Source organism: Paenirhodobacter enshiensis (assembly GCF_000740785.1).
Taxonomy (GTDB): domain Bacteria; phylum Pseudomonadota; class Alphaproteobacteria; order Rhodobacterales; family Rhodobacteraceae; genus Rhodobacter; species Rhodobacter enshiensis.
The window spans coordinates 1-13,360 of the sequence record NZ_JFZB01000001.1; the positions used below are offsets into that span (position 1 = coordinate 1).

A 13,360-nucleotide genomic window follows, 5' to 3' on the forward strand; every position below is an offset into this window, starting at 1 on the left:
TCCGTTCCCCGCACACGCGGGGATCAACCGCTGTCAAGGTAGCTCTTGCACTTCTCCCAGAGCCGTTCCCCGCACACGCGGGGATCAACCGTATGAACACGACAAGAAGTATTATGAGGAAACCCGTTCCCCGCACACGCGGGGATCAACCGAACACCGAGGCCGACAAGGCCGTCAGCGACAACCGTTCCCCGCACACGCGGGGATCAACCGGCGAAGATCAAGACGGGCGGCATCCGGGCATTCCGTTCCCCGCACACGCGGGGATCAACCGTGGACCAATGCCACCGGGAACCGCTACGCCTACCGTTCCCCGCACACGCGGGGATCAACCGCAGGTGCCTGCTCCGCGCCGCCAGATCAGAACCCGTTCCCCGCACACGCGGGGATCAACCGGCGCAATATCCGGTGTCCATGCCGTCATACTTCCGTTCCCCGCACACGCGGGGATCAACCGGCGCAGCGGTCGAGCATCGCGGATCTTCAGGTCCGTTCCCCGCTCACGCGGGGATCAACCGGCCATCATCGCCTGATTGGCCGCTGCCGTTTGCCGTTCCCCGCACACGCGGGGATCAACCGCGGTTCCCGGAATTCGTCGAGGCACATGCGAACCGTTCCCCGCACACGCGGGGATCAACCGACGACGAGGCCGACCGGGCCGCGGGCCTCGCGCCGTTCCCCGCACACGCGGGGATCAACCGCCCGCGCCGCACGTCGGGGCATCTGGGCCAGTCCGTTCCCCGCACACGCGGGGATCAACCAATCCCGTCGCCGATGACTACGCCTGGCTTCAGTGGCAATTGCGGAGGGCCGCATGACCGCCCGGTGCCCGACCTGCGGCGGACGCGGGCTGATCCACTGGCACCCCCAATGGGAAAACGGAAACACCCCCTGCACGCGCTGCGGCGGAAGGGGCCCATCGAAGAGGACGAGATGAAACAGACAGAGGGGAAATGATGGGCAAGACCGCTTTTCGCCAGTCCGACGTGACGCGCGCCGTGAAGGGTGCGCAGGCAGCCGGCATGGACATCGCGGCCTTCATGCGCGCGGCGCGCGTTCATGTCGCCCTGCCCTTCGCGATCGCCATCAAGACCGGCCCGCGGCAATCCGACGTGCTGCACATGACCTGGGCGCAATATGACGGCGCCTCGATTCGGCTGCGCCAGAGCAAGACCGGCAAGCGGCTGACCGTGCCGCTCACCCACAGCCTGCGGATCCGCCTCGACGCGATGGCGCGCCCGGCCGAGGTCATCTGCCTGAGCAGCCGCGGCACGCCATGGACCAGCGACGGTTTCAAGTCGTCCTTCGCCGAGGCGAAGGCGGCGGCGGTGAAGGCGGGGGCCGTGCGGATCGGCGGGCTGACCTTCCACGACACGCGCGGCACCGCGGTGGTCAATCTGGCGCTGGCGGGATGCTCGGTGCCCGAGATCGTCAGCATCACCGGGCACTCGCTGAAGGACGCGGAAGCGATCCTCGACGCCCATTATCTGGAGCGCGACCGGCGGCTGGGGGAAGCGGCGATTTCGAAGCTGGAACAGCGCGTTTCTCGGGCCCGATCCTGTAAACGGATCTGTAAACGGCCCTGTTTCAGGACCGACCGACAACGCGTAAGTTATTGGATTTTAATGGTGGCGAGGGGGGGACTCGAACCCCCGACCCCGTGATTATGAGTCACGTGCTCTAACCAGCTGAGCTACCTAGCCACTCTGTGGGCGCTGAGTATGCGATGCGGCGGGGGGCGTCAAGAGCCGAATCCGCCGGCATCGCGAGATTGTCGGCCCGTCCCGGATTCAGCCTCCGGAACCGGACCGCAACGGCCTCAGTAGACCGTCACCCTGGTGCCCACCGGCACCTGGTCGAACAGCGCGATCACATGATCATTCACCATGCGCAGGCACCCGTTCGACACCGCATGACCGATCGAGGACGGCTCGGTCGTGCCATGGATGCGAATCGCGGTGTCCTTGCCGTCCTGATACAGATACATCGCCCGCGCCCCGAGCGGGTTGGTCAGCCCGCCGGGCATCCCTTCCTTGTATTTCTCGTAGGCGTTGGGGTTGCGCTTGATCATGTCGGGCGTCGGCGTCCAGGTGGGCCAGCGCACCTTGCGCGCCACCACCGCAGTGCCGCGGAACTTCAGCTCGTCGCGGCCGACGGCCACACCGTAGCGCATCGCCTTGCCCGGCGCGATGATGTGATACAGGAAGAACTTGTCCGAAACGATGATGATCGAACCGACCTCGAGGTCGGGACGCACGCTGACCTCGGTCGGGTAATAGCGCTGCGCGATCGGCCAGGAGCTGCGCGGCGCCGGATCCTCGATCGGACGGGTGGCGGGCTTCGCCGGAGCCGAGGCACGGGTAAGCGCAGGCTTCGCTTCGGCCGGCTTCGCCTCGGTGGGCACCGCTTCGGCCGGTTTCACCTCAGCAGGCTCTGCCGCGGCAGCCCCGGCTGCGGGCAACGCGGCGGTCTCGGGCTTCGCCGCCTCGGGGACGGCCGTCCCCGGCGCCGCCACGGCAGCCGGAACAGCCGCGGGCGCGGCCTCGGTCGCAGCCGGAACCGACGCCCCGGGCGTCACGGCCGCGGCGTCAGTCTCGGATTGCGCGACGGCAGGAAGGCCCAGCAAGGGCACCCCGCCGATCATGGCGAAAAACAGACGACGATACATCACAATCTCCGGTTATGTCGCGACTCAGGCTAACAAAGCCGAAGCGTTGCCTCAACCGCGCGGGAACGGAAAGAGCGATGCTGTGGCCGCACGGTCGCCCCCCGCGATGCGAAGGCACGCCACGAAGCCACGAATCGGATCGCGGTCGGATCCGTGGCGAGAAGCCTCAGCGGAAGGCGCAGCCGGCCTTGACGCCGAACTTCGACAGCAAGATCGCCGCCGGACAGAAGCCGGTGAAGGCCGATTGCAGCAGGTTCAGCCCGACGAACGCGGTCAGCAGCAGGAACCACTGCGAGATCCACAAGGTGAGAACGATGCTCAGCAGCACCATCGTTCCCGCAATTGCCAGGACGGCACGGTCGATTGTCATGATCATCTCCGAAAGGACATCTTGTCTGGCAGCGAATCTAGAGAAGCCGGGGAAATAATTCAACTGAATGAATGTGTATAGAGCCCCGATGACGACCGCGCGGCCCGGGCGGGGCGAACCGGCGGACTTGACTTGGCCGCAAGACCGGCCATGTCAGAGAAAAAAGGACGGGATTCATGACACAGGCACGCTTCATCGTCGACGGAATGCACTGCGGATCCTGCACCGGAACGGTCGAGCGCACCCTCCTCGCCCAACCGGGTGTCAGCGAGGCGAGCGCGAATCTGATGGCACATTCGGCGCAGGTCAGTTTCACCGCTCCCGCAACTCCCGCCGCTCTGGCAAAGGCGCTGGCCGATGCCGGCTATCCGGTCAGCGCAGCACATCTGCGCCTCGATGTGACGGGGATGAGCTGCGCGAGCTGCGTCAGCCATGTCGAGGATGCGCTTCTCGCGACGCCGGGGGTTCTGGACGCGACGGTCAACCTCGCGACGGGCAGCGCCGATGTGCATTATGCGCAGGGCAGCGTCGCACCGTCCGAGCTGGTGAAGGCGGTCGAGGCCACGGGCTATGGCGCGAGTGTCGCCTCGGCCGACGCACCGCCACCGCCGCTTGCCGAACGTCAGGCCGAGGAGGCGCACCGGCTGCGCCGCAACGTGGTGCTGTCGGTCGCCCTCACCCTGCCGGTCTTCGTGCTGGCGATGGGCGGGCATATGGTGCCGGCCTTCCATCACTGGATGATGCACAGTCTGGGCGAGCGCACCGTCTGGGGCATCGAATTCGTGCTGACCGCGCTGGTTCTGGCCTTCCCCGGGCGGATGTTCCTGACCATCGGCATCCCGGCCCTGCTGCGCGGCAAGCCCGAGATGAACTCGCTCGTCGCCCTCGGCGCGCTCGCGGCGTTTCTGTATTCCACCGTGGTCACCCTCGCCCCCGGGCTGCTGCCCGAGGCCGACCGCGAGGTCTATTTCGAGGCCGCAGCGGTGATCGTCACGCTGATCCTCGTCGGCCGCTGGCTGGAGGCGCGCGCCAAGGGCCGGGCCGGCGAGGCGATCTCGCGCCTCGTGGCGCTGCGCCCCGCCACCGCACGGGTGCGGCGCGGCGAAACGGCGGTGGAGCTGCCGGTCGCCGAACTCGCGCCCGGCGATGTGGTCGAGCTGGCGCCCGGCGAGCGGATCGCCGTCGACGGCGTGGTGATCGAGGGCGAGGGCCATGTCGACGAATCCATGCTGACCGGCGAGCCCCTGCCCGCCGCGAAGGCGCCCGGCGCGGCGATCACCGGCGGCACGGTGAACGGCGCGGCGGCGCTGGCGTTTCGCGTCACCGCGACCGGCGGGGATACGGTTCTCGCCCGGATCATCGGGCTGGTCGAGGAGGCGCAGGGCCAGAAGCTGCCGGTTCAGGCGCTGGTCGACAAGGTGACGCGGATCTTCGTGCCGACCGTCATGGCGCTGTCGGTGCTGACCTTCGGGCTGTGGCTGCTGGCCGGGCAAGGCTTCACCCCGGCGCTGATCGCGGCGATCTCGGTGATGATCATCGCCTGCCCCTGCGCGATGGGGCTGGCGACGCCGGTGTCGATCCTCGTCGGCACCGGGCGCGCGGCCGAACTCGGCCTGTTGTTCCGTCGCGGCGACGCGTTGCAGCGGCTGGCCGAGGTGCGCACCATCGCCTTCGACAAGACCGGCACCCTGACCGAGGGGCGGCCGGAACTGGTGACGCTCATCCCGGTGCCCGGCGCGACCGAGGCCGAGGCGCTTGCCCTTGCCGCGGGGGCCGAGGCGCGCTCGGAACACCCCCTTGCCCGCGCGATCGTGCGCGCGGCCGAGGCGAAGGGCATCGCCCCCCTGCCCGCGCGCCGCGTGCGCGCCGAAGCCGGGCGCGGGCTGCACGCCGAGGTGGGGGGCGCGCCCGTCGTTCTGGGCAATGCCCGCGCGATGGAAGAGGCGGGGATCGACATCTCGGCCCTGCGCGCCGCGGCCGAGGCCGAGGCCCGCGAGGGCCGCACGCCGGTCTATCTCGCCCGCTCGGGCGCGCTCGTGGCGCTGATGGCCATCGCCGATCCGGTGAAGCCCGGTGCCGCCGAAACGGTGAAGGCGATCCGCGCGCTCGGCGCCGAGGTCGCGATGATCTCGGGCGATACGCAGACCACGGCCGAGGCGGTCGCGCGCGGTCTCGGCATCGGGAAGGTCATCGCCGGCGTTCTGCCCGAGGGCAAGGTCGAGGCGGTCGCGGCCCTGAAATCCGCCGGCGCCGTCGCCTTCGTCGGCGACGGCATCAACGACGCGCCGGCGCTGGCGGCGGCGGATGTCGGTCTCGCCATCGGATCGGGCACCGATGTGGCGATCGAGGCGGCCGAGGTCGTTCTGATGGGTGCCGATCCCGAGGGCGCGGTGCGCGCGCTGAGGATCTCGCGCGCGGTGATGCGCAACATCCGCGAGAATCTGTTCTGGGCCTTCGCCTACAATGCAGCGCTGATCCCGGTGGCGATGGGCGTGCTGCGCCCGTTCGGCGGCCCCGGCCTGTCGCCGATGCTGGCCGCCGGGGCGATGGCGTTTTCTTCGGTCTTCGTGGTGAGCAACGCGCTGCGGCTGCGCCGGGTGAAGTGACGGCAAGAAGAGAGGGGGCGCTGCCCCCTCTTTGCCTTTCAGGCAAATTCACCCCCGGGATATTTGTGGAAAGCCGAAAAGGGGAAAGCGCGCCCTTGACGGTCTTCGGTCAGGACGGCGCGATTTCGGTCAGGAAGGTTTCAAGCGCCGCCTGCCCCTCCGCGGTCATCCTCAGGCCGAGCTTGCTGCGCCGCCACAGCACGTCATCGGCCCGGCACGCCCATTCGTTTTCGACCTGCCAGCGGACCTCGGCCTCGGTCAGCGTCGCGCCGAAATCGCGCCCGAGGTCGGAAGCGCTGCGGGCGGTGCCGAGCCAGATCCGCGCCTCGGTGCCGTAAAGACGGATCAGCCGGCGCGCCCAGAGAGGGGTGAGGAAGGGGTAGTCGCGGGAAAGCGCGGCGATCTCGGCCTCGAACGCGTCGACCGCGAAATCGCCGCCCGGCAGCGTCACCCCGGCCGTCCAGGGCGCGCCCATCTGCGGGAAGCGGGCAGAAAGCAGATGCAGCGCCGATTCCGCCAGCCGGCGATAGGTGGTGATCTTGCCGCCGAACACGTTGAGAAGCGGCGCGCCGCGCTCATCGAGCCGCAGCACGTAATCGCGCGTCGCCGCGGTCGCGGAACTTGCCCCATCGTCATAGAGCGGGCGCACGCCCGAATAGCTCCAGACCACGTCCTCGGGGCGCACCGAACGGGCGAAATAGCCCGAGACGAAATCGCACAGGTAGCGGGTCTCGTCCGCGGTGCAGCAGACCTCGGCCGGGTCGCCGCGGTAATCGGCGTCGGTGGTGCCGATCAGGGTGAAATCGTCCTCGTAGGGGATGGCGAAACAGATCCGCCCGTCCGCCCCCTGGAAGAAATAGGCCCGGTCGTGATCGTAGAGCCGCGGCACCACGATGTGAGAGCCGCGCACCAGACGCACCCCCTCGGTCGAGGGGACATGGATCGTGTCATGGATCACCGCGCCGACCCAGGGGCCGGCGGCGTTGACCAGCGCGCGGGCGTAGGCGGTGCCGGCCCCGGTCTCGATGCGCCACAGGTCGCCCTCGCGATGGGCCTCGGTGACGCGGGTGCGGGTGCGGATCGTCGCACCACGCGCCGCCGCGTCGCGCGCGTTCAGCACCACCAGCCGGGCATCGTCGACCCGGCAGTCGGAATATTCATAGGCGCGCCGCAGATCCTTGCGCAGCGGCGCCCCCGCCGGATCGCGCCCGAGATCGAGCGAGGCCGTCCCCGGCAGCAGCTTCGATCCGCCGAGATGATCGTAGAGAAACAGCCCCGCCCGGATCAGCGCCGCCGGCCGGCGGCCGTGCAGCCAGGGCAGCATCCGCCCGACCGGCGTGTCGGTCGGAAAGCGCATCTTCGGGTCGATCGGCAGCACGAAACGCATCGGCCGGCTGATATGCGGCATCGCGCGCAGCAGGACCTCGCGCTCATGGAGCGCCTCGCGCACCAGCCGAATCTCCAGGTATTCGAGGTAGCGCAACCCGCCGTGAAACAGCTTGGTCGAGGCCGAGGACGTCGCCTGCGCCAGGTCCGCCTGCTCGCACAGCAGCACTGACAGCCCGCGACCGACTGCATCGCGCGCGATCCCGCAGCCATTCACGCCGCCGCCGATCACGAACAGATCGACCGGAGATTCTCGTGTTATATCAGGCATATGGCCTCCATCTTCCGGTGAGCGGAGCGGGTATTTTCCCGACCGCAGCACCGGCATTTTCGGCGAAATCCCGCCGACCGGGGAATCGTGCGCTTTGCGAAACGCGCCGTTGCCCCTATGCAATCATCTATCGACGGACAGTCAACCAACCGAAACAGCGGACGGAGAAACCATCCCGATGACGTTCAGACGCAGTCTTCCCCTCGTGGTCGCGGCATGTCTCATGCTGGCTGCCTGCGGTGCCGACCCCCGCGCCTCATCGAAGTCGATGCCCGACAAGATGCCCCTGTTTCCCGGCGAAAGCCATCAGGTGCGCACGCTGATCAACAAATATGCCGATCACTATCAGGTTCCCCGCACCCTTGTGCACAAGGTGGTGCAGCGCGAAAGCGGTTACAATCCGGTCGCGAAGAACGGTCGCTACATGGGCCTGATGCAAATCGACCCGCGCACCGCGAACACGATGGGTTTCTCGGGCAGCCCGCAGCAGCTTCTGGATGCCGAGACCAACCTGAAATACGCCATCAAATATCTGCGCGGCGCCTGGCTGGTGGCCGATGGCAGCGAATCGAAGGCCATCGGCTGGTATGCCAACGGCTACTATTACGAGGCGAAGAAGCGCGGCGTTCTGGGCCAGCTTCCCGCCCGCGACTGATCCCGACAGGATCCCGGTCTCTGAGGCCAGAAGCGAAAACCGGCGGGCTCTGTGCAAGGGCCCGCCGGTTTTCGCTTCAGTCTCCTGTTCCGGACACGATTACTCTGCCTCGCGCAGCACGCGCGCCGGCCGCAGCCCGAGCGGACGCAGCGCAAAGGCGATCTGGGCCAGAACCACAGCCCCGACACCGGCGACGACAATCGCGAACGCAGGCCCCCAGGCGATGCTGTAGGGCAGGTTCATAACCCGATCCATCACCGCCCAGCCGGCCAACACACCGCCAGCCACGGCGACGATGCCGGCCACGGCGCCCGCCAGCGCCGCACGCAGCGCAAAACTGGCCAGCACGGTCGCCCGCGTCGCGCCAAGGCTGCGCAACACCGCCGCCTCGCGCGCCCGCGCGCCTTCGCCGCCGGCCGCCGCACCGATCAGCACGACGAAGCCCACCGCCAGCGTAACCGAGGCGGCCAGCAGCACCGCCTTCGAGACCGAGGCCAGCGCCTCCCCCACCCGCTCGAGCGCACCGCGCACCCCGATGGCGGTCACGTTCGGGAAATCGTGTCCGATCAGGCGCAACACCGGGGCTTCGGCCGCAGGCGTTGCGTAGACCGTGGCGATCTCGGTGTGCGGCGCGCCCGCCAGCGCCGCGGGGTCGAGTGTCAGCACGAAACCGATCCCCGCCGTCGAGAAATCCACATCGCGAAACGAGGTGATCGTCGCCTCGATCTCGCGCCCGAGGATATTGACCCCGATACGGTCGCCGAGCTTCAGGCCAAGCTCTGCCCCCTCTTTTGCGGCGAAGCTCGCCTGAGGTGGGCCGTCGTAGCCCGCTGGCCACCAGCTGCCGGCGGTCAGCTTCTCGCGCGGGGTCTCGGCGAAGGTCACGCCACGGTCACCGCGCAGCACCCAGTGATCGCCACCGACCTCGCGCGCGGGCCGGCCGTTGATCCGGTCGATCACGCCGCGCAGCATCGGCGCGGTCTCGGTCCGGGTGACGCCGGGAAGCGCGGCGAGGCGGTCGAGCAGCGCCGCACGGTCGTCGGGCAGGATGTCGATGAGGAAGAACGCCGGCGCGACAGCGGGCAAATCGTTGCGGATGGCGCTGCGCAGGCCGGCCTCGATCTGGCCGATGGAGGACAGAACCGTCAGCCCGAGGCCGAGCGAGATCATCACCGCCCGTCCCTCGCCTCCCGGACCGCCAAGCGCCGCAAGCGCAAGGTGCAGCACCGGCCGGCCGCGTCCCAGAGGCCGCAACCGCCGCGCCAGCGCGCCGATCCCCCGCCCCATCAGTGCCAGCAGGACGAGTGCCGCCGCGACACCGCCCAGCACCGCAAGGCTCAGTCCGGTGCGCCCGGTCTCGGCGCAGGCCGCACCGGCGAGAACGATCAACACGACGGCCGACGAAACCACCGCCCCCCAGCCCGGCCAGCCTCCGGCCCGCCCCGGCCGATACAGCCGCGCCGCCCCGATCCGCGTCATCCGCCCGAGCGGCCAGAGCGTGAACAGAACCACCGTCAGCGCCCCGAACAACGCCGCCGAGGCCAGCGGCCGCACACTCAGCCCGACCGCCACGGGAAACGGCAGCGCCCCGGCGATCTGCGGCGCCGCCGCCATCACCAGTCCCGCCCCCAACAGCAGCCCGAGCGCGATGCCCAGCACCGTCAGAACACCGAGCTGAACCGCGAACACCCGCCGCACCAGCCCTGCCGAGGCGCCGAGTGCGCGCAGCGTCGCGATGGTCTCGGCCTTCGAGGAAATCCACGCACTCGTCGCCGAAGACATCCCGCTGCCCCCGACCGCAAGCCCCGCCAGCCCCACCAGCACCAGAAAGGCGCTCAGCTGATCGGTGAACCGCTCCGTCCCCGGAGAGGGCCGGCGGCTGTCGGTCCAGTTCATCCCGGTGCCGTGGAACTGCGCCGCGGCCTGCCGTTTCAGCGTGACCAGATCGTCGCCGGGGCGCAACTGCACCCTGTAGGCACTGTCGAACAGCGACCCCGGCGCCAGCATCGGCGTGCCCTCGAGCGCCGAAAGCGACACCAGCGTGCGCGGCCCGAACAACGTGTCGCGCCCGGTGCTGTCGGGTTCGGACAACAGCCGCGCCCGCATCTCGAACGTCTTGCCGCCAAGCGTGAACCGCGCGCCGGGCACCAGACCGAGGCGGTCCGCCAGAACCCCGTCGACGAAGGCGCCGGGCACGCCCTTCTTCTCATCCAGCACGGCGTCCGGCGGATCCAGAACCAGCCGGCCGTTCAACGGATAGGCCGCATCCACCGCCTTGATCTGGGTGAGCGTGAAGGCGTCCCCCACCCCGATCATCGAGCGCATGGTGATGGTTTCGGACACCCGCGCGGCATGGGACGCGATCCAGCCGCGTTCCGCATCCGTCGCGCGCCGATAGGTGAAGCCGTATTGCGCATCGCCGCCGAGCAGCGTCGCCCCCTGCTCGGCCAGCCCCTGCCGGATCGCCTCGCGCACCAGACCGACGGCGGCGATGGCGGCGACGCCCAGCATCAGGCACAGCAAAAACACCCGAAACCCGCGCAGGCCGCCACGCAGGCCCGCCCGCATCTCGCGCAGCGCGATCCGCAGAGCGAGGCTCATGCCCGATCCTCATCCGCGGCGATCCGGCCGTCCTCGATCCGCACCACGCGGTCGCAGCGCGCCGCCAGCTCTGGCGCATGGGTCACCAGAATCAGCGTCGTGCCGTATTCCGTGCGCAGCCGGAACATCAGATCCATGACCGCCGCCCCGTTCGCCTGATCGAGGTTCCCGGTCGGCTCGTCCGCCAGCAAGATCGCCGGCCGCGTCACCAGCGCACGGGCGAGCGCGGTGCGCTGCTGCTCGCCGCCCGACATCTCGGCCGGGTAATGCCCGGCGCGATGGCCAAGACCGACGGTCTCAAGCTCGGCCCCCGCCCGCTCCCAGGCGTCGGGGGCGCCGGCGATCTCCAGCGGCAGGGCGACATTCTCGCGCGCGGTCATCGTCGGCACCAGATGGAAGGACTGGAACACGATCCCCATCGCGCCGCGCCGAAAGCGGGCAAGCGCATCCTCGGACAGCGCGCCGAGGTCTTCGCCCAAGGCCGTCACCCGGCCGTCGCTGGCCCGTTCGAGCCCGCCCATCAGCATCAAGAGCGAGGATTTTCCCGACCCCGACGGCCCGACCAGCCCGACGCTCTCGGAACGGTTGATGTTCAGCGTGATGCCGCGCAGGATCTCGACCGGGCCGGCACCGCCATCGAGTACCAGCCGCGCATCCGCGACAGAAAGGACCGTATCCGCCATGAGACCCCGCATTTCCAACGTTCTGTCAAAGGGATATGGCCCCAGCCTCGTTTCGGACAAGCGGCGGAGGGTGATTTTCTCGGCCCTCGCGGCGGTTCTGCTGGCGGTTGCCCCCCTGCGGGCGGAACAGGCGCCCGTCACGCTGCTTGCCGTCGGCGACAGCCTGACGCAGGGTTATGGCCTGCCGCAGGGCGAGGGCCTGGTCCCGCAGCTTCAGGCCTGGTTGCAGGCGCATGGCCACGCGGTGAAGATCGTCAACGCCGGGGTGTCGGGCGACACGACCGCCGGCGGGCGGGCGCGGATCGGCTGGTCGCTGACGCCCGATGTGCAGGCGGTGATGATCGCGCTCGGCGGCAACGACATGCTGCGCGCGCTGCCGCCGGCGCAGACGCGCGCGAATATCGACGCCATGCTGAGCGAGGTGAACCGCCGCGGCCTGCCGGTGCTGCTTGCCGGTCTCTCCGCGCCTGGCAATTACGGCCCGGATTATCAGCGCGCCTTCAATGCGATCTGGCCCGAGATGGCCGCGGCCCACGGTGCGGTTCTGGTGCCCGATCTGCTGGCCCCCCTCGCCGCGCTCAGTCCCGAGGAACGCGCCGCGCGCGGGCTGATGCAGGCCGACAATATCCACCCCTCGGCGGCCGGCGTGAAACTGGTGGTCGAGGCGCTCGGCCCGCAGATCGAAAAACTGCTGACAGAGGTGAAGTGAGGCTCACCTCGGCCGGCGGTCCATGAAGACCAGCGCCAGCGCCGATCCGATGGCCACCGTCGCCCCCGTCACCGCTGCCAGACCATAGCCCGCGATCCCGGTGCACAGCGCGAAGACCGCAGCCGACAGCCCCTCGCTGAACAGCTTCATCAGCGCGAACAGCGACGCTCCCGCCCCCGGCCGGTTGCCCAGCAGCTCCTGCATATAGGCCATCGGCTGGGTGAAGATGATCGCGCCGCCCGCCGCCGCTGCGACAGGCAGCAGCCAGACCAGCCCATAGGGCGCCAGAAACGGCATCCCCGCCAGATGCACGCAGTAAAGCGCCGTCCCGGTCAGGATCAGCCGCACCTGCGACACCCGCCCCACGATCCGCGTCAGGGCGAGCATGAAGATCACCTCAAGCCCCGCGACCATGCCGGAATAGAGCGCCGTCGCGCTGTCGCCGCGCCCCGGCGCCTCGGCGAAGACGAGGCCGAGCAGCACCAGATACAACGTCGCGGCAGAGCTGATGCCGCCAAGCGCCATCACCCGCGCCACCACGCCGAAATCGCCGATCTCGCGCAGCGATTGCCGGATGCCGATCCCCGAGGGCACATCTTCCCACGGCGTGTGCCCGTCGCGCGGCCACCACAGCGCGCTCATCGCCAGCATCGCCGCCGCCAGCCCGAAGCAGACCGGATAGATCGTGTCGAGGGGCGTTCCCGCGGCAATTGCCACCGCCCAGACCGGCAGCACCATCACCCAGGGCAGCGCATACAGCGCGCGCAGCACCGTCTGCACCGCCAGCCGCTCGGCCGGGTCGGGCAGGCGCGACACCGCCAGCCGCGCGAAGGCGAAGAGATGGCCGAAGAGCGCGTTCGACAAGGGCAGGATCAGCCCGTGCACCAGCACGAAAGCCGGGGCCGAGGGCGCGAAGGTCATCACGCCCGCCCCCGCCGTCATCACCCCCGTCGTCACCAGCGCCACGCCGCGCCGGCGCGCCGTTCGGTCGGCATGGATCCCGAGGCTGACCGAGGCCGTCACCGACACCATCGCCGCCACGATCAGCATGACCGAGAACACCCCGTGCGGCACCCCGAACCCGTTCACCCCGATCGCCGAGACATAGGGCAGCATCGAGGCCCCGTAGGCGCCATAGAGCGTCATCAGAACCGCGGCGAGGATCAGCGGCGGGCTTTGCAGGATCGGGCGAATCGCGGCGAGGGGGGACATGGGGCAACCGGAGGAACAAGCGGAAAGGACGCGCGGAAAAGGCCGCCGTTCTGCGCCGCTGACCGGCGCTTTGCAAGAGGGCTTCGGCGGGGGACGGCGCGCACCGGGCGGCCTTTCGACGAAAGCCCCGTCCGCAAAGCCGGATCCCCGGAAAGCCGGCCCCGGACGATCACACGCCGGGCACGCGGCGCGATCACGG

10 protein-coding genes, 1 tRNA gene and 1 CRISPR repeat array are annotated in these 13,360 nt (G+C 69.3%); of the genes, 4 read left to right on the forward strand and 7 right to left on the reverse strand.

Going from position 1 to position 13,360, the window contains the following annotated elements; translation table 11 throughout:
• Nucleotide 1 precedes the first annotated feature (1 nt).
• A CRISPR array of direct repeats spans nt 2–762; the repeat unit is 29 nt; unit sequence CCGTTCCCCGCACACGCGGGGATCAACCG.
• Between the two features lie 194 nt (nt 763–956).
• Entirely contained in the window at nt 957–1,664 is a 708-nt protein-coding gene (locus CG50_RS16410; RefSeq protein ID WP_245615527.1) for a tyrosine-type recombinase/integrase, read from the forward strand.
• On the opposite strand, the gene CG50_RS00010 is transcribed toward CG50_RS16410, so the two are convergent.
• The 3 genes from CG50_RS00010 to CG50_RS00020 all read right to left on the reverse strand — a co-directional run bounded on the left by CG50_RS00010 (nt 1,627) and on the right by CG50_RS00020 (nt 3,038).
• Nucleotides 1,627–1,703, reverse strand: a tRNA-Met gene (locus CG50_RS00010). The two genes, CG50_RS16410 and CG50_RS00010, sit on opposite strands and share 38 nt — an antisense overlap.
• Nucleotides 1,704–1,819: 116 nt before the next feature.
• Nucleotides 1,820–2,668, reverse strand: coding sequence for a L,D-transpeptidase (locus CG50_RS17510; RefSeq protein ID WP_338048237.1), 849 nt, complete (start codon nt 2,666–2,668; stop codon nt 1,820–1,822).
• A gap of 166 nt (nt 2,669–2,834) precedes the next feature.
• Nucleotides 2,835–3,038 carry a YgaP family membrane protein gene (locus tag CG50_RS00020; protein WP_036634247.1) on the reverse strand — a complete coding sequence of 68 codons (204 nt, stop codon included), beginning with the start codon at nt 3,036–3,038 and terminating at the stop codon, nt 2,835–2,837.
• Nucleotides 3,039–3,214: 176 nt separating this feature from the next.
• Here CG50_RS00020 and CG50_RS00025 point away from each other — a divergent pair, with 176 nt between their 5' ends.
• Nucleotides 3,215–5,644, forward strand: coding sequence for a heavy metal translocating P-type ATPase (locus CG50_RS00025; RefSeq protein WP_036633781.1), 2,430 nt, complete (start codon nt 3,215–3,217; stop codon nt 5,642–5,644).
• Between the two features lie 109 nt (nt 5,645–5,753).
• Here the strand turns inward: CG50_RS00025 and glpD are convergent, their stop codons facing one another.
• The gene (gene glpD / locus CG50_RS00030; protein ID WP_036633783.1) at nt 5,754–7,301 is read right to left on the reverse strand and encodes a glycerol-3-phosphate dehydrogenase; all 1,548 of its coding nucleotides are present in this window, start codon (nt 7,299–7,301) and stop codon (nt 5,754–5,756) included.
• Nucleotides 7,302–7,479: 178 nt separating this feature from the next.
• On the opposite strand from glpD, the gene CG50_RS00035 reads away from it, so the two are divergent.
• Nucleotides 7,480–7,956: a transglycosylase SLT domain-containing protein gene (locus CG50_RS00035; protein WP_036633785.1), complete on the forward strand. Its 477-nt coding sequence runs from the start codon at nt 7,480–7,482 to the stop codon at nt 7,954–7,956.
• 99 nt (nt 7,957–8,055) lie between these two features.
• On the opposite strand, the gene CG50_RS00040 is transcribed toward CG50_RS00035, so the two are convergent.
• Nucleotides 8,056–10,557, reverse strand: coding sequence for an ABC transporter permease (locus CG50_RS00040; RefSeq protein WP_036633787.1), 2,502 nt, complete (start codon nt 10,555–10,557; stop codon nt 8,056–8,058).
• The gene (locus CG50_RS00045) at nt 10,554–11,240 is read right to left on the reverse strand and encodes an ABC transporter ATP-binding protein (RefSeq protein ID WP_036634248.1); all 687 of its coding nucleotides are present in this window, start codon (nt 11,238–11,240) and stop codon (nt 10,554–10,556) included. Before CG50_RS00045 ends, CG50_RS00040 begins: the two co-directional genes overlap by 4 nt.
• Before the next feature lie 70 nt (nt 11,241–11,310).
• Between CG50_RS00045 and CG50_RS00050 the strand changes: the two genes are divergently transcribed.
• Nucleotides 11,311–11,949: an arylesterase gene (locus CG50_RS00050; protein ID WP_245615529.1), complete on the forward strand. Its 639-nt coding sequence runs from the start codon at nt 11,311–11,313 to the stop codon at nt 11,947–11,949.
• 3 nt (nt 11,950–11,952) lie between these two features.
• Here the strand turns inward: CG50_RS00050 and CG50_RS00055 are convergent, their stop codons facing one another.
• Nucleotides 11,953–13,161: an MFS transporter gene (locus CG50_RS00055; protein WP_036633789.1), complete on the reverse strand. Its 1,209-nt coding sequence runs from the start codon at nt 13,159–13,161 to the stop codon at nt 11,953–11,955.
• Nucleotides 13,162–13,360 lie beyond the last annotated feature (199 nt).